The sequence below is a fragment of the Bacillus haynesii genome (assembly GCF_014042035.1).
Classification (GTDB): domain Bacteria; phylum Bacillota; class Bacilli; order Bacillales; family Bacillaceae; genus Bacillus; species Bacillus haynesii.
Window position 1 is genome coordinate 420,063 of record NZ_CP059494.1, and the last position, 19,509, is coordinate 439,571.

The 19,509-nt window shown below is 44.3% G+C and carries 26 protein-coding genes, 1 tRNA gene and 1 riboswitch; of the genes, 19 read left to right on the top strand and 8 right to left on the bottom strand.

The window, feature by feature from the left end:
* Window positions 1–44: 44 nt before the first annotated feature.
* Together H2R00_RS02160 and H2R00_RS02165 are read left to right on the top strand one after the other, a co-directional pair.
* A complete protein-coding gene (locus tag H2R00_RS02160) occupies window positions 45–1,154 on the top strand; it encodes a YqgU-like beta propeller domain-containing protein (RefSeq protein ID WP_182070383.1) in 1,110 nt (369 codons plus the stop codon).
* A gap of 15 nt (window positions 1,155–1,169) precedes the next feature.
* Entirely contained in the window at window positions 1,170–1,484 is a 315-nt protein-coding gene (locus H2R00_RS02165; RefSeq protein ID WP_003183487.1) for an MTH1187 family thiamine-binding protein, read from the top strand.
* 59 nt (window positions 1,485–1,543) lie between these two features.
* Here the strand turns inward: H2R00_RS02165 and H2R00_RS02170 are convergent, their stop codons facing one another.
* A complete protein-coding gene (locus tag H2R00_RS02170; protein ID WP_003183486.1) occupies window positions 1,544–1,717 on the bottom strand; it encodes a DUF2759 domain-containing protein in 174 nt (57 codons plus the stop codon).
* Window positions 1,718–1,872: 155 nt separating this feature from the next.
* Between H2R00_RS02170 and H2R00_RS02175 the strand changes: the two genes are divergently transcribed.
* Complete coding sequence (locus tag H2R00_RS02175) at window positions 1,873–2,511, top strand: MBL fold metallo-hydrolase (protein WP_182070384.1); 639 nt, start codon at window positions 1,873–1,875, stop codon at window positions 2,509–2,511.
* Between the two features lie 35 nt (window positions 2,512–2,546).
* Here the strand turns inward: H2R00_RS02175 and H2R00_RS02180 are convergent, their stop codons facing one another.
* Window positions 2,547–2,792 (bottom strand): DUF2626 domain-containing protein, encoded by a 246-nt coding sequence (locus H2R00_RS02180; protein WP_020452180.1) that lies wholly within the window; start codon window positions 2,790–2,792, stop codon window positions 2,547–2,549.
* 210 nt (window positions 2,793–3,002) lie between these two features.
* On the opposite strand from H2R00_RS02180, the gene H2R00_RS02185 reads away from it, so the two are divergent.
* On the top strand, window positions 3,003–3,380 hold the full coding sequence (locus tag H2R00_RS02185) for a Spx/MgsR family RNA polymerase-binding regulatory protein (RefSeq protein WP_003183482.1): 378 nt from the start codon (window positions 3,003–3,005) through the stop codon (window positions 3,378–3,380).
* A 64-nt stretch (window positions 3,381–3,444) separates the two neighbouring features.
* Here the strand turns inward: H2R00_RS02185 and H2R00_RS02190 are convergent.
* Window positions 3,445–3,516 (bottom strand) — tRNA-Gln (locus tag H2R00_RS02190).
* 108 nt (window positions 3,517–3,624) lie between these two features.
* On the opposite strand from H2R00_RS02190, the gene H2R00_RS02195 reads away from it, so the two are divergent.
* From H2R00_RS02195 to H2R00_RS02235, 9 genes are all read left to right on the top strand, one after another.
* Window positions 3,625–4,464, top strand: coding sequence for an RsbT co-antagonist protein RsbRD (locus H2R00_RS02195; protein WP_154997141.1), 840 nt, complete (start codon window positions 3,625–3,627; stop codon window positions 4,462–4,464).
* 158 nt (window positions 4,465–4,622) lie between these two features.
* Window positions 4,623–5,687: a competence type IV pilus ATPase ComGA gene (gene comGA, locus H2R00_RS02200; RefSeq protein WP_154997143.1), complete on the top strand. Its 1,065-nt coding sequence runs from the start codon at window positions 4,623–4,625 to the stop codon at window positions 5,685–5,687.
* Entirely contained in the window at window positions 5,677–6,711 is a 1,035-nt protein-coding gene (comGB, locus tag H2R00_RS02205) for a competence type IV pilus assembly protein ComGB (protein ID WP_154997145.1), read from the top strand. Before comGA ends, comGB begins: the two co-directional genes overlap by 11 nt.
* A gap of 13 nt (window positions 6,712–6,724) precedes the next feature.
* A complete protein-coding gene (gene comGC, locus H2R00_RS02210) occupies window positions 6,725–7,018 on the top strand; it encodes a competence type IV pilus major pilin ComGC (RefSeq protein WP_043927885.1) in 294 nt (97 codons plus the stop codon).
* A gap of 29 nt (window positions 7,019–7,047) precedes the next feature.
* Complete coding sequence (gene comGD, locus H2R00_RS02215; RefSeq protein WP_244958271.1) at window positions 7,048–7,461, top strand: competence type IV pilus minor pilin ComGD; 414 nt, start codon at window positions 7,048–7,050, stop codon at window positions 7,459–7,461.
* A complete protein-coding gene (gene comGE / locus H2R00_RS02220; protein ID WP_182070386.1) occupies window positions 7,445–7,792 on the top strand; it encodes a competence type IV pilus minor pilin ComGE in 348 nt (115 codons plus the stop codon). Before comGD ends, comGE begins: the two co-directional genes overlap by 17 nt.
* 25 nt (window positions 7,793–7,817) lie before the next feature.
* Window positions 7,818–8,189 (top strand): competence type IV pilus minor pilin ComGF, encoded by a 372-nt coding sequence (gene comGF, locus H2R00_RS02225; protein ID WP_261763563.1) that lies wholly within the window; start codon window positions 7,818–7,820, stop codon window positions 8,187–8,189.
* Window positions 8,190–8,200: 11 nt separating this feature from the next.
* Complete coding sequence (gene comGG, locus H2R00_RS02230) at window positions 8,201–8,566, top strand: competence type IV pilus minor pilin ComGG (RefSeq protein ID WP_154997614.1); 366 nt, start codon at window positions 8,201–8,203, stop codon at window positions 8,564–8,566.
* Window positions 8,567–8,654: 88 nt separating this feature from the next.
* The gene (locus H2R00_RS02235; RefSeq protein WP_020452171.1) at window positions 8,655–8,837 is read left to right on the top strand and encodes a YqzE family protein; all 183 of its coding nucleotides are present in this window, start codon (window positions 8,655–8,657) and stop codon (window positions 8,835–8,837) included.
* A 29-nt stretch (window positions 8,838–8,866) separates the two neighbouring features.
* Here the strand turns inward: H2R00_RS02235 and H2R00_RS02240 are convergent, their stop codons facing one another.
* Entirely contained in the window at window positions 8,867–9,187 is a 321-nt protein-coding gene (locus tag H2R00_RS02240) for a YqzG/YhdC family protein (RefSeq protein WP_076793488.1), read from the bottom strand.
* Between the two features lie 276 nt (window positions 9,188–9,463).
* Here H2R00_RS02240 and tapA point away from each other — a divergent pair, with 276 nt between their 5' ends.
* The 3 genes from tapA (at window position 9,464) to tasA (ending at window position 11,640) form a co-directional block, all read left to right on the top strand.
* Complete coding sequence (tapA, locus tag H2R00_RS02245) at window positions 9,464–10,192, top strand: amyloid fiber anchoring/assembly protein TapA (RefSeq protein ID WP_182070387.1); 729 nt, start codon at window positions 9,464–9,466, stop codon at window positions 10,190–10,192.
* Window positions 10,189–10,773 (top strand): signal peptidase I SipW, encoded by a 585-nt coding sequence (sipW, locus tag H2R00_RS02250; protein WP_154997620.1) that lies wholly within the window; start codon window positions 10,189–10,191, stop codon window positions 10,771–10,773. The genes tapA and sipW overlap by 4 nt, the downstream gene beginning before the upstream one ends.
* 72 nt (window positions 10,774–10,845) lie before the next feature.
* The gene (gene tasA / locus H2R00_RS02255; protein ID WP_154997622.1) at window positions 10,846–11,640 is read left to right on the top strand and encodes a biofilm matrix protein TasA; all 795 of its coding nucleotides are present in this window, start codon (window positions 10,846–10,848) and stop codon (window positions 11,638–11,640) included.
* Window positions 11,641–11,744: 104 nt separating this feature from the next.
* Here tasA and sinR read toward each other — a convergent pair whose 3' ends face one another.
* The 4 genes from sinR to H2R00_RS02275 all read right to left on the bottom strand — a co-directional run bounded on the left by sinR (window position 11,745) and on the right by H2R00_RS02275 (window position 14,960).
* The gene (gene sinR / locus H2R00_RS02260) at window positions 11,745–12,080 is read right to left on the bottom strand and encodes a transcriptional regulator SinR (protein WP_006637528.1); all 336 of its coding nucleotides are present in this window, start codon (window positions 12,078–12,080) and stop codon (window positions 11,745–11,747) included.
* 33 nt (window positions 12,081–12,113) lie between these two features.
* Window positions 12,114–12,290: an anti-repressor SinI gene (gene sinI, locus H2R00_RS02265; RefSeq protein WP_154997624.1), complete on the bottom strand. Its 177-nt coding sequence runs from the start codon at window positions 12,288–12,290 to the stop codon at window positions 12,114–12,116.
* A 195-nt stretch (window positions 12,291–12,485) separates the two neighbouring features.
* Window positions 12,486–13,274: a YqhG family protein gene (locus H2R00_RS02270; protein WP_182070388.1), complete on the bottom strand. Its 789-nt coding sequence runs from the start codon at window positions 13,272–13,274 to the stop codon at window positions 12,486–12,488.
* A gap of 6 nt (window positions 13,275–13,280) precedes the next feature.
* Window positions 13,281–14,960, bottom strand: a complete 1,680-nt coding sequence (locus H2R00_RS02275; RefSeq protein ID WP_154997698.1) for a DEAD/DEAH box helicase — start codon at window positions 14,958–14,960, stop codon at window positions 13,281–13,283.
* A 243-nt stretch (window positions 14,961–15,203) separates the two neighbouring features.
* Window positions 15,204–15,308, top strand: a riboswitch (glycine riboswitch).
* A gap of 244 nt (window positions 15,309–15,552) precedes the next feature.
* Between H2R00_RS02275 and gcvT the strand changes: the two genes are divergently transcribed.
* Genes gcvT through gcvPB form a run of 3 tightly spaced genes read left to right on the top strand, consistent with a single transcriptional unit; the run spans window position 15,553 to window position 19,474 of the window.
* Window positions 15,553–16,647, top strand: coding sequence for a glycine cleavage system aminomethyltransferase GcvT (gene gcvT, locus H2R00_RS02280; RefSeq protein WP_182070389.1), 1,095 nt, complete (start codon window positions 15,553–15,555; stop codon window positions 16,645–16,647).
* 30 nt (window positions 16,648–16,677) lie between these two features.
* Window positions 16,678–18,024, top strand: coding sequence for an aminomethyl-transferring glycine dehydrogenase subunit GcvPA (gcvPA, locus tag H2R00_RS02285; protein ID WP_182070390.1), 1,347 nt, complete (start codon window positions 16,678–16,680; stop codon window positions 18,022–18,024).
* On the top strand, window positions 18,017–19,474 hold the full coding sequence (gcvPB, locus tag H2R00_RS02290) for an aminomethyl-transferring glycine dehydrogenase subunit GcvPB (RefSeq protein ID WP_182070391.1): 1,458 nt from the start codon (window positions 18,017–18,019) through the stop codon (window positions 19,472–19,474). Before gcvPA ends, gcvPB begins: the two co-directional genes overlap by 8 nt.
* The last annotated feature ends 35 nt before the right edge of the window (window positions 19,475–19,509 follow it).

Consider the following 19,509-nt stretch of genomic DNA (forward strand, 5'->3'; position numbering starts at 1 on the left):
GGTGAAAATCGTAAATTAGACAGCCAATCATTTATGGAGGGAGAATGGCCGGTTTGAGAGTTTCATTATTGATTATTGCCGCTGTGATGACCATGGCTGCGGCTGGTTGCACGCCGCAGCATCAGGAAGGATCGAAAAGCGTTCATCACGAGGAGCCGGAAGGGAAAAGAGAAAGCAGTGCAGCAGTAAAAGATAAAAAAGTGATAGCGCTCAAGGACCGGCACTTTGATGAAGCGGCAGGATGGCTTGATAATGAAACCGTTATATACACCGCAACCGATCCGGTCGCAGGAAGTGAAGTCAAATCATATGATATATTTAAAGGGACGGGCGAAACGATCTACAAGACGGATGACAGGCTGATAGCGGCGGAAGTAAACAGGGAAAAAGGCATGATTCTCATCCAAACCGCCGGAAACGGCTCTGAAATGAAGTTAACTTTACTTAATTTACAAGGGAAACAGCTGTTCACAAAAAAATTTCGCACTCATGAACTGCAAGTGGACTGGAATCGGTTCGATCCTTATCTTTTATACGTGACAACATTCACGAAAGACTGGAATTATGAATCGCGCCTGATTGATGCAAAAGAAGAGCAAACGGAAAAAGACATCGCACAGGCTGCCTTTATTCATTGGACTTCCGCCGACACTTTTGAATATATCAAATGGAATGAACGGGATCGGGAAAAACCGGCTCCTGTTTATTCCTACAACACAGCGGACGGACGGGAAAAGAAGCTCGCTGGTGATGCCGTACTGCTAGATGTTGTGGGCGATTTGAGGCTGATCGTAACACCTTCATCCAATCATCGTCAGGGCACCTACATATTTTCAGACGTATCTTCGTCGGAAAAGAAAATTTCTTTCAAGTTGCCGCTGTTCTCGGAATATGGCAGCCTGTCACCGATGGAGTACAGTTATGATCCTCGGGATGAGCTGTTTTATACGTATCAGCCGAATGAGTCGGGCTCCTTGTATGATCTGATTTCCGTCAGCCTCAAATCAGGCAAACGGGAAGTCATTCGTGAAAAAGTGGAAATGCTTCCGATTACCATATCTCCTGACGGGGATTATGTCTTGTACGGCTATACTCAGGATCAAATCATTTCACTCAACTCAAAAACAGCAGCGCCCCTTGTAACCAAAGAATAGAAAGGAGAATGGACAGTGGCCATAGCAGACGTCACCATCATACCGATCGGTACTGAGACTCCGAGCGTAAGCGCGTATGTAGCGGAGATTCAAACTATTTTGGAAGGATTTAAAAAAGAAGGCAAAATCAATTATCAGCTGACACCGATGAATACTTTGATTGAAGGGGAATTAAGTGATTTATTTCAGGTGATTCAGACGATTCACGAAGCGCCTTTCCAAAAAGGCATCCACAGAGTAGCGACAAATATCAGGATTGACGACCGCCGTGACAAAAAAACGACGATGGAAGGCAAGCTTGCAAGCGTCCAGCGTCATTTCAGTCAATAAGAAAGACAGCCTTATTCCGAAATAGCGGAATAAGGCTGTCTTTGTCAAAAGGCACCGGGTTAGTGGACTGTCGGATACCCACTGTTAATAATTGTCATGACGGTAAACCATCCGAACACTAAAAAGGCCGCCCCGCCAAATAAGATGCCAAGAACGTTGATTTGTTTAAGAGAACGAAGAACCCCAAGAGCAGATAATATCGTGACTAGACCGAAAATGATCACGAGCAACATCAATATAAACCCCCTTCGCTTGGATCCCCTGCAGTATATTTCCAATTTTATTTTAACCGTTTTCATTAAGTTTGTCGAGGACAACATGATTCATTGAAAGTTTCTCACAAAACCTTCATAATGGAACAAAGAAAGATGAATCTGAGGTGAAAAAAATGAAATGGAGAAGAATGCCTTTAGGGCCTATCCAGACGAATGCTTATATTTTATCCAATGACGACGGTACCTGCTTAATATTTGATCCCGGCAGTGAATCAGGCAAGCTGAATGCATACATAAAAGAAAAAGGGCTGAAACCTCTTGCTGTATTGCTCACTCACGCTCATTTTGATCATATCGGAGCTGTGGACAATGTCAGAAAAGAATGGAACATTCCTGTATACGTACATAAAAATGAAGCTGAATGGCTGACCGATCCTTCATTAAACGGTTCAGCGCTGCTTACAGGACAGACGATCACAGCAGAAAAAGCAGATCATCTGATCGAAGAAGAGGGGGATCTTAAAATCGGCCCTTTTACGCTCCGCATGCTCTTTACGCCTGGGCATTCTCCGGGCAGTATCTCGTATTATGCGGAAGAGGAAAACCTGATCGTTTCCGGGGATGTTTTGTTTAAAGGAGGGATAGGGCGTACAGACCTGCCGGGAGGCAATCAAAAGGTACTGATGGACAGTATTCATCAAAAACTGCTGACGCTTCCGGAAGAGACGCTTGTGTTAAGCGGTCACGGCCCAGAGACGGACATTGCAACAGAACAGGAGCAAAACCCGTTCATCAACGGATTTACTTTGTAAAACATAAAAAAGACGATCCAGATGGATCGTCTTTTTTAATGGCCTCCTTGTCCGGGAACCATAATGAACACAGAATAATATGTAAATGCGGCAAAAAAGACTGTCAAGTAAGCACCGAAAATATAAATGTACATCCGCTCGGTCAAGTTGAGATACGATAAGAACACAAAGAATACAGTTTGACCGAAGAACAGCAGTGATGCATCTTTCATATTTCCTAAATAAAACATGACCGCAAAGATACCTGTCCAGAAACCTAACACACGGAACATGCGATTCATTTATATCCCTCCCAAAAAGCCCCTTTGATTTTATTATAAGCCAATTTATCTTGAAATGTAAACATTTTCATTTTGGGAAAATCAATTCATTTTTTACAATTTTGTGATAAGCATTTTAAAAAAATCACCTGTCACGTGTTTAAACGGAAAACATCACGGGTACTAAAACATACAAAGACAAAGTCAGTACATTTTAAGGAGGAATCATTCATGGAAGAGCTGACCTTTTATTCATACCCGAGCTGCACATCATGCCGGAAAACGAAACATTGGCTGAAAGCGAATCAAGTTGACTTTACAGAGCGGCATCTTTTTAGGGAAACGCCAAATCAGGACGAGCTGAAACATATTTTGTCTCTCACGACCGAAGGAATCGATGAAATATTGGCGACAAGAAGCCAGGCATTTAAAGAGTTAAATCTTGATATTGAAGAATTAACGGTAAGCGAAGTGCTGGAATTGTTAATTCAAAAACCAAAGCTGCTGAGACGCCCGATTATCGTAAACGGTGATAAGCTGGTTGTCGGATACAATCCCGGCGAACTCTTAAAATTAAAAAAACACACCTTACACCGTTCTGTTTCCTGAAAAAAACGAAGATTGCTGACACATTGTATATGTTCAGCATATCTTCGTTTTTTCGCCTGTGTAACTGGGCTAGCTGGATTCGAACCAGCGCGTCACGGAGTCAAAGTCCGTTGCCTTACCGCTTGGCTATAGCCCAATGCGCTTACGTATAGTGTTGACAATCGATTTCGTTTTATACATAGTGATCAAAACGTTGGTCATGAAACCGATTGATTTTTAAAGGAAAACAATGAGGAGGATTGACATGGAAAACAAGCATGCAGCCCTTTATGAGCATCTGGTCAAACAGGCGGACAGAATCACCGATGAATGGCTGTCCCGAACAGCGTCTGAAAAAGAAAAAACGGCTCAGCAATATAATGACTTTATCCTGGCTGTTTCAAAGGTATTTGCCAAGGATGAACAGGCGCTGTGCTGGGATAAAGCTTCCGGATGCGCCAAGGAAATTGCCTACGACAGGGCTGTCAGCCAAATTCCGGTTATCGAAAGCATAAAGGGTTTTAAAGTGTGCCGTGAACTTTTAATGGATGAGATCAAGCAATTTTCAGATGAATATCAACCGGACAGTTCGAAAAAAGACTTTTTTATCTGGAATAAACAGCTTCACCTAATAATGGATGAGGTCATTGAGCAGTTTATTCTTGAATATGAGCATACGACAAAGAGCCAATTGAAGGCGCAGACTGAAATGATTCGCGAACTGAGCGCACCGGTCATCCCGGTATCAGAACACATCGGTGTGCTGCCGCTCATTGGTGAAATTGATACTCACAGGGCAACGGTGATCATTGAATCTGCGCTCAAGCAGTGTGCTGAGCTTCATCTCTCGCATCTGTTTATTGATATTTCCGGTGTTCCTGTCGTCGATACGATGGTTGCCTACCAGTTGTTCAAAGTCGTAGACAGCACAAAACTACTTGGCGTTGAAACGGTTCTTTCGGGTGTGAGACCGGAGATTGCCCAAACAGTTGTGAAGCTTGGCATGGATTTTTCACATATTAAAACAGAACAGAGTCTTGCTAAGGCGCTTTGCAATAAAGGCTTCTGCATCCATGAAGACGGTAAGGCCGGAGAGAAGGTCTAAATTTCATATTTCAGCGGCTTGAAGTCGAATAAAATAGTCAAATCGGTATTCGGAAATTCCCTTTTTTGTTTCGTATTCAGCTTGATTTGCGCTTTATAAGGATTTGATGATTCCGATGGTTTTCGTATAAACTGCGCTTAGAAAGGAGGCGCAAAGGTTTGTACACGATTGAATCATTAAGCGGAAGATTAATTGACGAGGCATATAGAATGAAGGCGTCAGACATTCATATTGTTCCCGGTGAAAAAGAGGCGGTGGTCCGCTTCAGGATTGATGATGAACTGTTTCAAAAAGACAGATTAACGAGAAATGAGTGCTCAAGGCTCATTTCTCACTTTAAATTCCTTTCTTCGATGGACATTGGTGAAAGACGGCTGCCGCAAAGCGGGGCTTTGACTCTTTATATCAACCGTCAGCCCGTTCATTTAAGAATGTCCACTCTGCCCACCATCCATGATGAAAGCCTGGTCATCAGGCTTCTTCCCAAGATGAGCAGCAAACCGCTCACAAAGCTCTCATTGTTTCCGAGTGCAACATTCAAGCTGCTGTCTTTTCTGAAGCATTCCCACGGATTAATGCTGTTCACCGGTCCCACAGGCTCTGGGAAAACAACAACACTCTATTCTTTAATTGAATACGCCAAGCGGCATTTTAAGCGAAATATCATTACGTTGGAAGACCCTGTCGAATCAAGAAGCGAAAACATTTTGCAAGTACAAGTGAACGAAAAAGCGGGCATGACTTATTCTGCGGGGTTGAAGGCGGTGCTGCGCCACGATCCGGACATGATCATCCTAGGGGAAATTCGCGATGCCGAAACAGCCCAAATCGCAGTCAGGGCAGCTTTGACTGGACACCTTGTTTTATCGAGCATGCATGCGAAAAATGCTAAAGGTGCGATATACAGACTGCTCGAGCTTGGCGTTGATATGACAGAAATTGAACAAACATTGGTCGCAATCAGCGCCCAGCGTCTTGTCGGTCTCGTCTGCCCGTTTTGCGGCGACAGCTGCTCTTTGTATTGTAAATTGTCGAGACCTGTGAGAAGAGCAAGCGTCTTCGAACTTTTGTACGGAAAAAGCCTCAATCTCTGCATCGAGGAAGCAAAAGGCAGATGCGGTGGCATTAAAACAGAAACTTTGAAAACGCTGATCCAGAAGGGAATAGCACTCGGATATCTGCCGTCGAATACGTATGAACGCTGGATAGGCCATGAAGATTAAAATGAAGTGGCCCGTCCGAGAACAGGCGGACTTTCTGAAAAAGCTCGGAGACATGATGCAGAGCGGATATACGATTTTGGATGCTTTAAGTATGCTGAAATTGCAATTGAATGAAAGGCGGAGAGCAGATCTGACATTTGCGATGGAGAAGCTGACAGAAGGGCGTCCTGTGTTTCAAGTGCTTGAAATGATTTCATTTCATAAGGATGCTGTCACCATTGTTTACTTTGCCGAACAGCACGGGAATTTGCCATTTGCCTTTCTGCAGAGCGGAGAGCTGCTTCACCGCAAGATCGCTCAAACCGAAAAATTAAAGAAAGCCGCCAGATATCCCTCGTTTTTAATTTTAACGGTCTGCGTCATCATCTCTATTATGAAATCAGCAATCGTCCCGCAATTTTCCGCCATCTATGAGTCGATGAACGTTGAAACGTCTTTTGCAACGACTCTCATCTTTTCTGTTTTCGATCATTTTTATCTTTTTTTCACGGGACTGGCGTTGATTGCCGCAGCTCTATCCCTCTATTATCTGTGTTCATTCCGCCATAAACCTCCAGAAGACAAAATGACCTTTCTCATAAGAATTCCCTTGCTGAGCCAAACCTTCAAACTATTCAACAGCTATTTTTTATCGCTCCAGCTGAGCAATCTTTTGCAAGCGGGTCTGTCTGTATATGACAGTTTAAAAGCATTTGAAAGTCAGCCGTTTTTATCATTTCATAAAAATGAAGCGAAGCGCCTGATCGAGCGGCTGAAACAGGGGGAGAGTCTCGAGCAGATGCTCGCCGGACATCCGTTTTATGAAAATGATTTGGCAAAGGCTGTGGCTCACGGCCAATTAAACGGACACTTATACAGAGAACTGTATTCATATAGTCAATTTTTAATTGAGCGCCTTGAAAGGAAAGCCGAAAAATGGACAGGCCTGATCCAGCCATTGATTTACGGGCTAACCGCGGCGATGATATTCATTCTTTATTTGTCTATGCTTTTGCCAATGTATCAAATGATGAACCAGCTATAAGGAGGACGGAACTGTGAATGAAAAGGGATTTACACTGATAGAAATGTTAGTCGTCATGCTTGTGATCTCCATCCTGCTGTTGATCACCATTCCGAATGTGACCAAGCATAATCAAAGTATTCAAAAGAAAGGATGCGAAGGATTAATCAATATGGTTCAAGCGCAAATTACAGCCTATCAGATGGATCATGACGGGAAAACGCCGAGCAGGGCGGAACTTGAATCTGAAGGTTACATGAAGAAGAACTTAAAGTGCCCGAATGGGAAAGCAATTAAAATTTCAAACGGGAAAGCACTGGCTGATTGACGGTTATGAATCAAAAAGGATTTACCCTTTTGGAAAGTTTAACTGTATTGATGATCGGTTCCATTATGCTCACTCTTCTTTTTGCTGTACTGCCTCCCATTTATGAAAAAAGAATCGTTCAGCACTTTGTCTCACAGCTTGAAGAGGATTTGCTTTACGCTCAGCAGACAGCTCTCGTCCGCCATACGACGGTTAAGGTGCAGTTTGACTTTACCGGCTGCCGTTATATCATTAAGCATTCGGACGATGGTTCTTCGCCTGAGCTGGTCAGGACATACAGTTGCAATATCGCATTCAAAAAATCGACGCTCAAACCAACTCTTACTTTTAATCCAAGCGGAGTTCCGAATCAAGGAGGAAAAATCGTGATCGATACACAGCACGCCTCTTTTACACTGACGATCTATTTAGGAAGCGGAAAGATTAATGTGCAAAAAGAATAGAGGCTTTACAACAGTTGAAGCTGTTTCCGCATTCGGCATATGGGTCATGATCACCATGTTATTAATTCCTATGGTTCATCAGATGTCATTGCAGCGTGAGGCGTCCGAAAAAGAAGAAGAGGCATATCGCATATTGGATGAAAAGATCAGCCGCTACACGCTGAACGGACAGTTTCAGCCTATAGAAACTGTGCTTTACCGGAATACATCTTACTTTATTGAATGGAAGGAGAAGGGAGATGATTATGAAGCATGCATCTCCATTAAAAAAAGAGACAGCCAAAGGTATTGTTTCACCATTTTGCGGGCAAAGGGGATTTACCCTTCTTAATGTTCTGGTTTCCTTAATGGTGTATATGTTCGTTGCAGGTACGATGGCCTCGATATTTCATCTGTTTTTATCCCCGGAAAGAAACGGTGCGGATATTCACCCGCGTGAATGGACGATTACGGCCGAGCAGATATTGAAGGAGTGCAGAAATTCGCTTGACATTAGAGCAGCCGGCGATCATCAGTCATTGGCAATGACAAACCGTCAAGGTGACATCGTTCGCTATGAACAATATCAGACAGTTATTCGAAAAAGAGTCAATAGAAAAGGTCATGTACCGCTTTTACAACATGTCAAACAAATGAGGTTTGTGATTGAAGATCACCTGCTGATCCTTGAAGTGACAAGTCTAAGCGGAAAGTCATACCGTACGTCCATTCCGCTCTATCATATGTAAAAGGTGATCATGTGAAAAATTCAAAAGGATTCATTTATCCCGCTGCTGTTTTCACAGCTGTGATTTGCATGCTCTGCGCGAGTCATTCAGCTACTTTATTAACGAATCAACGAACGTTTGCACAGCAAACAAAAGAATTTTACATTCAGCAAAACCTTCTCCAAAATGGAATTCTCCATGCCTTGTCCCATATTCACGAAGAGTCAAAAGAAAAAATTCAAAAACAGCATGGCTTGATATCGTATACTGTCAGCCCGGCTCATCAGCAGCTCAAACGGGTTAAGATAGAGGTAACGACAGCTTCCGGCACAGAAACGAGTGCTGAATTTCAATATGATTTGAGAAATCAGAAAATCACACAGTGGAAAGAATATTAAAAATTGTGTGCCGGAATCATGAAGAATGTATAAAAAAAGATTCGCGTGACAACACTTCAACTGACAGAACTCCCAAAGAGGTGATGCGATGAAAACGAACGATTATGTTAAATATATGACGGAACAGCTCGTAAAATATATGGACACGCCTAAGCAGGAAAGAAAAGAAATGAAAGAAAAACGTAAAGAGTCAAAGCCGCCGTCCAGGATATATCAATGGTTCGGCATTCTTCCCCTTGGCTGTATCATGTTTTTTAAACGGCATAAATAAAGACAAGCCGCTTTGCACTGCAAAGCGGCTTATTTATATTCTTCCACAACGACGACTTTATTAATTTTGTGTGTCGCAGGTTCAAATGAAATTGTGACAAACACTCCGAAATTTTTATTTCCTTCACTCAATGTGACATGGTATTGTTTGACCGCTTCATCGGCCCGCTTTCGATCCCATACTTTTTTCGTGAGGCGAACTTCTGCTTCCGGATATCTCTTTTTTGCTTCCTCAACCGCTTTTTCTTCCCACTTAGACATGCGGGCTGTTTCGTAAGCTGCCGCATGGGCATTGAGCGGCCCGATGCCGGCAAGCAGTAAAAAAGAGCATAACATGACGTTTTTCAGCACGGGTCATCATCCTTTCTATCCTATTTTTTCCTTGTCAACAGTGTTTATACAAAAATTAAGAAGAAATTGTGTACACTATAAAGAACTTCAAACATTTCAAAAAGATGAGAATTTGAGAGGTTTTTTGAGGAATTAAACGAAAATGTTCTGTAAAACGAACTTAATCGACTATTTTGACAGTTTTCAAACGGTACGCTTGTTCTATATACTCTAACTATAAAGTTCTTTAAAACGAACGAAACCGAAAGTTATTACATACTCGCTAGGAGGGTAGTCATGATCCGATTATCTCGAACTAGGAGATGCCGAAAAAGAGCCGGAAAAAACATCATCGTTTTTCAAACGCTGCTGATCATTTACCTTTTAATTGGATTGGGGAGTCAGCTGTCCCAGCATACAAACGCATCATTTCACGATGTGGAAACATACAGCATGACAATGAAAGCGGCCTCATCATTTCCTCAAGATGAGAAACAGTGGGACGGAAGCGATTTGAAGCTTCAAAAACAGACAAAGACGAAAGGAACGGTCTGTGCACCGCTGACATTGTTTGCAGAATATAAAAACCGCGGCAGTCAAATCGCCGACTCTGAATGGAAGTGGGAGCTTCATAAACTCGGTCATTCCAAAAAGCCGCTAGAGGACGGGACTGTCATCGATAAAGGCGTTTTCAAAAAAGAAGCCGAAAAGAGCATCTACCGGATTGAGTCGAACCGGGCAGCAAAAGGTGGGCTATACGCTTTTAAATTGATCAAGCCTGAAGGCCATCCCGATGTTAAAAAGGGCAAACCTTTCATTTGGTCAAATGTAATGGAGCTTCAAGACTGCAAAGAAGAAACACCGAAGCCTCCTAAAAAAGCTTCAGCAAAACCAAAGCAAACAGAACAGACTCAAACACCGCAAAAATCTAAACAGGATATAGAAGAAACACCAAAGGGCAGTGAATCCGTAGATAAAGAATATGGAAAAGAAGAAAATTCATTAGAAAGCGGGGAAGCGTCATGAAACATGTGATGAAATGGGTTAGCAATATCTTATATGTGATTATTTTCACACTCATCATCGCCGCGGTCATCGTCGTGATTTCGACAAAGTCGTCCGGCGGAGAGCCACAGCTCTTCGGCTATCAATTGAAAACGGTTTTATCCGGATCGATGGAGCCGGAGTTTAAAACAGGTTCTGTGATTGCCGTTCAAAAAGTTGAAAATCCCGGGTCTTTGAAAAAGGGAGATATCATTACATTCATGCAAGACGAAAACACCATGGTTACCCACCGAATTATCGGTATAACAAAAAATAAATCAAATCTCATGTTTAAGACAAAGGGTGACAATAACCAAAACCCTGATTCCGATCCGGTACTGGCGGAAAATGTTGTCGCTAAGTATTCGGGCATTACGGTTCCGTATGCCGGGTATTTGCTGGATTTTGCAAGTAAACCGATCGGCACAGCCATTTTGCTGATCGTGCCGGGACTCTTGTTGATTCTTTATGCAGTGATTACTGTATCCGCGGCTTTAAGAGAGATTGACCAAAAAGCTAAAGCAATTGAAGCCGCCGGCAAAGATCAATCAGTTTCCATGTAATCTTCGTTGGTCACCTGAACATTCAGGTCTCCATATATACAGATTTTCTTATTATAAAAGGAGGAGTTATCAATGGGTACAAAGAAAAAACTCGGATTAGGCGTCGCATCTGCTGCGCTTGGACTGGCATTAGTAGGAGGAGGAACTTGGGCTGCGTTTAACGACATCGAAACAACTCAAGCAACTTATGCAGCAGGTACGCTTGACTTAAATGCGAAAGATACATCTGCAAGAGTGAACTTGTCCAACTTAAAACCAGGCGACAAATTCACTAAAGATTTCGAATTCAAAAATGACGGATCACTTGCGATTAAAGAAGTGCTGATGCAGGTTGGCTACAGCAATTTCGTTGACGGAAACGCGAAAAACGGCGGAAAAAGCACAGCGGAAGACTTCCTGAAACAATTTAAAGTCAGCGTTCTGACTGTCGGAGTTGAAGGCGGAAACGGCTATCCTAAAAACATCATTTTAGATGAAGCCAACCTTTATGATCTGTACAATATGTCCGCGAAAAAAGATAAGAGCGCGTACGAAAAAGTGAAGAAAGCAATTGAGCCAGAGTTCCTGCATGACAATGGCAAAATCAATGTAGCAACAATCAACGGAAAAACTGCGCCTGAATACGACGGCATTCCGAAAGATCCATATGACTTTGACAGAGTTCAATTGGTGATTGAGTTCGTCAATGACAAAACAACAGACGCCAGCGGCAGAATGGTACAGAACAAATATCAAGGTGATTCTGTGCAGCTTGACTTCTCATTCGAAGCTACTCAATGGAACGGCTTGACAATCGACGGCAAAAAACATGCCGATGAAAAAGGTTATGTAAAAGAGAACGAAAGAGCGCACAGTGAAGATAAATAATGGTGCAATTTAAAAAACGGATCTTTATGATCCGTTTTTTTATGTTCATGAGGAATCGGCTTATTCAGCGTAAAAAATGCCAAAGGGAGTAAGATCTGTTTCCCTTACTCCTTTTCCTGTCTTTTCTTCCACTTTTGATAATCTAAAAATTCTCGAAATTGTTTTTTAGAAACCCCTGATGCCATAGCGTCACGAACTAGATTTTCCCATTCACTATCTAATTGACCATCGTATTCGGTTTCATCTTTCTCATCGAGCAGGGTATGAACCGAGACGTCCAGAACAGCGGAGACTTTTTCTAGAAATTGAATGGAGGGGTTTGTTTGCAAGTTTCTTTCTATTGAACTTAAATAAGACTTCGCTACCCCAGCCTTTTCAGCTAGTTCAGATAGTGAGTAGCCTTTTTCTTTTCGATATTGTTTAATACGCTGGCCAATCAATGTCATCACCTTCCTTTCGATATTATAGCACATTCAGAAAGGATTTATTGAATGACTTCTTTCAATTGATGCGGAAGGTTTTGCAGACTTCTTTCCCAAATTGAGAAAAATACGTATTTCCTCTGGACTAATGCCTTGTTCAAGAGCATGTTTAATCAGTTCTGTCCACTCCTCATCCAATTCTTCTTTCTCATTTTTATCTTTATTCATACATTTCCCCCCCAAAATACTTGTTTATGTATTTCAGACAACCGTGTTGTGATAAACAAAGATAAACCCCGAGACTCAACACTTTTCCAAGCTTGTCCAAATGGTGTTACGAAAGTTTCTCTTATCTCTTTAGTTCTATTATAATTCCAGCTCTCTAAATAAAAACAAGAACGGTGTCGAATCGGAAAAATTATCCTAAATTTTTTTGTGCAGATAAAATAATCCGCCGTTTTGAACTTTAATATCGATTTTAGGCTCGTAAAGCGTTTGAAGAGCCTTTTTCTCAATTTCGTATTCCTCCGGTTTTTCTTCAGTATCCTCGTAAAATTGGTTTAAGAGTGACAGGTCGTTATTCCAACGTTTCAGGGATGCTTCAGCCCAATCAAGCGGTTCGCTTCTGGCGGCCTGTTCGATATAGCGCTCAAGCCGTTTAATGCCGCTTTCCGGCTTAATCAACGGCGACATCGTATAACAGTAGTCAGAGATCTGCGAAGAGAGCTTGCGGGCTTCCATTTGTTCTTGAAACGATTCGATCAGCTGACCGCTGATTAAATGAAGGCCGAGGGACAAAAGCTTATCTTTTTTCATGTCGGACTGGTACGAGATCGTCACGTTCATGCCGAGCCACGGTTCAAGGGGAATATGAGCTCCTTCGGAACGGATTCTCTCATAAAGGCGAATAAATTTGCCGTTCTTTTGCACTGCCTGGAAAATTTGAAAAAGTCTTGGTGATCCGAAATGAATAAACTCCCCTTCGATATCGGAAGGGGCCTTGTCTTCATTCGTGATCAGCGTAATTTTCATCGGATTCGGCACTCCGCCCGTCTTTTCAAGCCAGTGCCAGTAAAACGGCCTGTTCATGATCTGTTTATCGACCTCAACTGTCAGCTGCACAGTCATGTGGCCTGGACTTTTGTCGGTGATCGCACAGCCGTTTGCGGTGAAAAAGCGTTCTAAAAACAGATATATTTCTTCCTGACGCATTTGATTTTAGCCTCCGATCTGTTTTTGGTTTGAAGCGGCTTCATTTCCGTAAGAAATAAAAGAGGTTAAGTTTTCCATTTTAATTTTCATTTCCTCGTCAGTCGCAGAGTAAAAGAGAATGTCGTGGAGGTGATCTTCAAAATTGCCGACCTCGATTTTTGTTAAAATATCATCCAAGTCTCCGACGACTTTTTCGAACAAATCGATCTTTTCATAGAGGAGCTTTAAAATATGCTCTTCTACGGTATGCTTTGTTGCCATGTTGTAAATGTAGACATCGCGTTCCTGGCCGAGCCGATGAATCCGGCCGATCCTTTGCTCAAGACGCATCGGGTTCCACGGAAGGTCATAGTTGATGATTTTATTGCAAAATTGAAGATTGATCCCTTCCCCGCCTGCTTCAGTTGCGATCAGAACTTGCACTTTGCCTCTGAACAAATCTTTCATCCAGTCTTTCTTTCCTCTTTTAAATCCACCTCTGAACGGTACGGAACTGATGCCGTTCTGTTGGAGGAACCATTGCAGATAAATCTGTGTCGCCCTGTATTCAGTAAAGATGATGACTTTGTCATCGAGTTCTTGAATGAGTTCAACGACTTTCAGCGCTTTTGAATTTTGTGTGACCTCGTTGACCTTTTCGATCAAATGGTGGATGACAGGTTCAGCGATCACCGGTGCTTCGCGATCCTTTCGGTCAAGCATGTTTTTCAGCGTCATATAGACAGCCTCTCTGCTTGAACAGCATTCGCGCTCCAATGTCATGATTGAGAACATGCTTGATGAATGCTGATGATTTGTCTTCAGCTTTTTAATCTCGTCATACAAAGCCTGTTCTGTAGGAGAAAAGGAAATGGGCACGGTTTCGACATGGCGCTTTGTCCAGGTGATGCCGGTATCATGCCGTCTGTTTCTGATCATGACTTTATTGATAAGCGACTTCAAGCGCTCGTGTGCTTCAACTGAATTGATCTGTTTTGTATAATCTTTGTTGAAGTTGCTTTCATTTCCCAAGTGTCCGGGTTTTAGCAGGGAAACGAGATTGAATATTTCGTCGATCTTGTTTTGGATCGGCGTCGCCGTCAGCATCAGGCAATATTTTTTCTTTAAGCTGCGGACAAACTCGTAATTTTTTGTTTTATTGTTTTTCAGTTTGTGAGCTTCATCAATAATCACCACATCATACTGGATCGACAAAACCGTCTCCCTGTGCGGCGACCGCTTTGCCGTGTCAAGGGAGGAGACGACAACATCGCACTGCTCCCATACATAGCTTTTTTTCTGTTCCACAGCCGGAATTAAAAACTTTTCCCGCAGTTCCTTCACCCATTGCGAGACGAGCGAGGCGGGGACGAGGATTAATATTTTCTTGGCCAGCCCGCGAATCATGTATTCTTTTAATATCAGCCCTGCCTCGACCGTTTTGCCGAGGCCCACTTCATCCGCCAAGATGGCTTTTCCGTTCATCTGCTCGACCACCTTCCGGGCGACTTCGAGTTGGTGCGGTAGCGGTGTGAAGCCGGGGAGGTGGTAAGGGGCCTGCAAGCCTTCAAACGTCGGAATCGCAAGCCTTTTCTGCACTTCACAGGAAAGCTTGTAAAGCTCCCAATTCGCCCACGGTCCGTCTTCATCAAGGTGCTTTTTGAACTGTTCCGGCCACTCGTTGTCGAAATGAATGTCTGGTCTCATCGTCATGCCGCCTTTCTCTTCTGAGATTCAAATGTTCTTTTTTAAAAGAAAATCTTGCGTGATAAAAACGGATTTTACTAAGAAATAAACAAAACACGAACGTTCTTATTCTGAAATAATAAATTGTTAATGGTTTTTTCTGTTGCCCAATCGTTGTGATGATGGTAGGATATTTGTAGATCATCAGTAAAAAAAACGTAAGCTTTATATAGTATGTCCACGAAAAGAAATGAATATGAGCGAATGACGGCAAGGGGAGAGACCGATAGCGGGAAACCTAAAAGCGGCGCCGAAGGAGCAAACTGGGGAAACAGTGAATCTCTCAGGCAAAAGAACTCTTGCTTGACGCAACTCTGGAGAGAGTTTGTATCATATTATGTTTAGCAAACCACCAAAGGGGACATCTTTGCTTTTGATGCAAAGTAAACTTTCAGGTGCCAGGACAGAGAGCCTCCGAACTGACAAAGGGGCTTCTCTGTCCTTTTTTGTGCCGTCCAAAGCGGCGCAGCCATCCGATTGATGTTGAAATCTTTCTTGTTTTCTGATGATTGGCAAACTTGTTTTTAGTTTGAAAAGCGAAGGGGGAAGCAGAATGCTTAAACGTACGCCTTTATTTGACCTTTATAAGGAATATGGCGGGAAAACGATTGATTTTGGCGGCTGGGAACTGCCAGTTCAATTTTCTTCAATTAAAGAGGAGCATGAAGCCGTCAGGACGAAAGCGGGGCTTTTTGACGTCTCACACATGGGGGAGGTCGAAATCACGGGAACAGACAGCCTTCCGTTTTTGCAAAAGCTGTTGACAAACGATGTTTCGACGCTGAAAGAAGGCGGCGCCCAGTATACGGCCATGTGCTATGAAGACGGCGGAACGATTGACGATCTCCTCGTCTATAAAAAAGCGGCCAATGTCTACATGCTCGTCATTAACGCAGCCAATATCGACAAGGACGTCGATTGGATGAACAAGCACATAGAAGGAGATGTTTCGGTTCGAAACGTGTCTGACGAGATTGCGCTGCTTGCCCTTCAAGGGCCGAAGGCCGAAGCGATTTTAAAACAGGTCGCAGATAATGATCTTGCCGAATTAAAGCCGTTTACGTTCCGGGATGATGCAGCGATCGGCAGCGTGCAGGCGCTTGTGTCCAGAACGGGATATACGGGAGAGGACGGCTTTGAGATTTACTGCCGGAATGAAGATGCAGCCTACATTTGGAAGCTGCTCCTTGAAACAGGCAAGGATTCGGGATTGGTGCCGTGCGGCCTTGGGGCCAGGGATACGCTGAGGTTTGAAGCGAAGCTGCCGCTGTACGGACAGGAGCTCTCAAAGGACATTACGCCGATCGAAGCCGGCATCGGATTTGCCGTCAAAACAAACAAAGCCTCGGATTTCTTCGGAAAAGCCGTCCTGGCAAGCCAAAAGGAACATGGAGCGGACAGAAAGCTGGTCGGCCTTGAAATGATCGATAAAGGCATTCCAAGGCATGGATACGCCGTCTATTATCAAGGCGAACAAGCAGGCGAGGTGACAACCGGCACACAGTCGCCGACCTTAAAGAAAAACGTCGGCCTCGCATTGCTGAAAAAAGAAGCCTGCGCCCTCGACACCGTAGTTGAAGTGGAAATCAGAAATAAGCGTTTGAAAGCCAAAATCGTGAAAACCCCATTTTACAAAAGGCAGCCGTAAGTTTGCCAAGACCGTGAAAGGAGACTGAAGATGAAGCACCGTTACCTGCCAGCTACAGATCAGGATAAAAAGGAGATGCTTGAGGCAATTGGAGTCGAGAGAATCGACGAGCTATTCTCCGATATACCCGAAAGCGTCAGATTTAAAGGGGAATACCAAATTAAAAAGGCAAAGTCTGAGACTGAGCTCACAAAAGAACTGACGAAACTCGCGGCTAAAAATAAAGATACAGTGTCGTACGCCTCTTTTTTGGGAGCGGGCGTATACGATCATTACCAGCCCGTCATCGTAGACCACGTGATTTCGCGGTCAGAATTTTACACGGCTTACACACCGTACCAGCCTGAAATTTCTCAAGGGGAGCTCCAGGCGATTTTCGAATTTCAAACGATGATTTGCGAGCTGACGGGCATGGATATCAGCAACTCGTCGATGTATGACGGGGGAACGGCGTTAGCCGAAGCGGCCATGCTTGCTTCAGGACATACAAAAAAGAAAAAAATCGTCGTATCGGAAACCGTCCATCCCGAATCGCGCGAGGTTTTAAAAACGTATGCGAAAGGGCAGTACATCGACGTGGTTGAAGTCCCTTCCAAAAAAGGAATAACGGATCTTGCGGCTCTTGATGAAGCCGTCTGCGAAGATACAGCAGCAGTGATCGTCCAATACCCCAACTTTTTCGGGCGAATTGAGCCACTGAAAGACATTGAACCGATCGCCCATAAAGGGAAAAGCATGTTCATCGTTTCCGCCAACCCGCTGGCTCTCGGGCTTTTAACACCGCCCGGGGCGTTGGGCGCTGACATCGTTGTCGGAGATGCCCAGCCGTTCGGAATCCCGGCTGCTTTCGGCGGTCCGCACTGCGGATTCTTTGCCGTCACGAAAAAATTGATGAGAAAAGTGCCTGGCCGTCTAGTCGGTCAGACGGAAGATGAAAACGGGAAAAGGGGATTCGTTCTCACCCTGCAGGCCCGCGAGCAGCATATCAGACGGGATAAAGCAACATCTAATATATGCTCCAACCAGGCGCTCAACGCGCTTGCTGCGTCAGTCGCCATGACGGCGCTCGGAAAAAAAGGCGTCAAGGAAATCGCATGGCAGAACCTGCAAAAAGCGGCTTACGCAAAAGAAGCAGCTAAACGGGCCGGTCTTGAAGTCGCGTTTGAGGGGCCGATGTTCAACGAGTTTGTCATCAGACTCAATGAACCTGTCGAAAAAGCGAATGAACGCCTGCTTGAGAAAAATATGATCGGAGGCTACGATCTCGGCGCTTCATATCCGGATTTAAAACAGCACATGCTGATCGCCGTGACAGAGCTCAGAACAAAAGAGGAAATCGATACACTCATGAATGAATTGGGGGATCGCCATGAATAATCAGGATCAATCGCTTATTTTTGAAGTATCAAAAGAAGGGCGGGTCGGCTACAGCCTTCCTGAGCTTGACGTCCCTGAAACAGATGTGACAGACGTCATTGACGAAGCGTATATCAGAGATGAACCGGCAGATCTCCCCGAAGTGTCCGAGCTTGATATTATGCGCCATTATACGGCTTTATCTAGGCGCAACCACGGAGTGGATTCGGGATTTTATCCGCTCGGTTCGTGCACGATGAAGTACAATCCGAAGATTAACGAAAAAATCGCGAGAATCCCTGGCTTTTCTGCGATCCATCCGCTCCAGGATGAAGCGACCGTGCAGGGTGCGCTGGAACTTTTGTACGACTTGAGCGAGCATTTGGAAGAGATCACAGGAATGGATGAGGTCACCCTTCAGCCGGCTGCCGGCGCGCACGGCGAGTGGACCGGGCTGATGATGATCCGCGCGTTCCATGAGGCAAACGGCGATCATAAAAGGACGAAGGTCATTGTTCCTGATTCGGCCCACGGTACAAATCCGGCGTCTGCAACTGTTGCCGGATTTGAAACGGTCACCGTCAAATCGAATGACGACGGCCTTGTTGATCTGGAAGATTTAAAGCGTGTCGTAGACGAAGAAACTGCCGCGTTAATGCTGACCAATCCAAATACGCTCGGCCTTTTTGAGGAAAATATTTTAGAAATGGCTGAAATCGTCCATAATGCCGGAGGAAAGCTGTACTATGATGGAGCGAACCTGAACGCCGTACTCAGCAAAGCAAGACCGGGTGACATGGGGTTTGACGTCGTCCATTTGAACCTTCACAAAACCTTTACAGGGCCGCACGGAGGCGGGGGACCTGGATCAGGTCCTGTCGGTGTCAAGAAAGAATTAATTCCGTATTTGCCGAAGCCGGTGCTGGTGAAAAAAGACGGCCGCTATACCTTTGACTATGACCGTCCGCATTCGATCGGCAGGGTGAAACCATACTACGGAAACTTCGGCATCAATGTAAGAGCTTATACGTACATTCGTTCAATGGGGCCGGACGGGCTCAAAGAAGTGACGGAAAACGCTGTTTTAAATGCGAATTATATGATGAGAAAGCTTGCTCCTTACTACGATCTGCCGTTTGACCGCCACTCCAAGCACGAATTTGTGCTGTCGGGAAGGCGCCAGAAAAAGCTGGGAGTCAGAACGCTTGACATTGCAAAGCGCCTTTTGGACTTCGGCTTCCATCCGCCGACCATCTATTTCCCGCTCAATGTCGAGGAATGCATCATGATTGAACCGACAGAAACAGAGTCGAAAGAAACGCTCGATGCGTTTATCGATACGATGATCCAGATCGCAAAAGAAGCGGAGGAAACGCCTGAAGTCGTTCAGGAAGCACCGCATACAACCGTTGTGAAACGCATGGATGAAACAAAAGCTGCGCGGAAGCCCGTGCTGCGCTATGAAAAATGATAAGAAAGCCGGCGGATCGATTTCGCCGGCTTTTT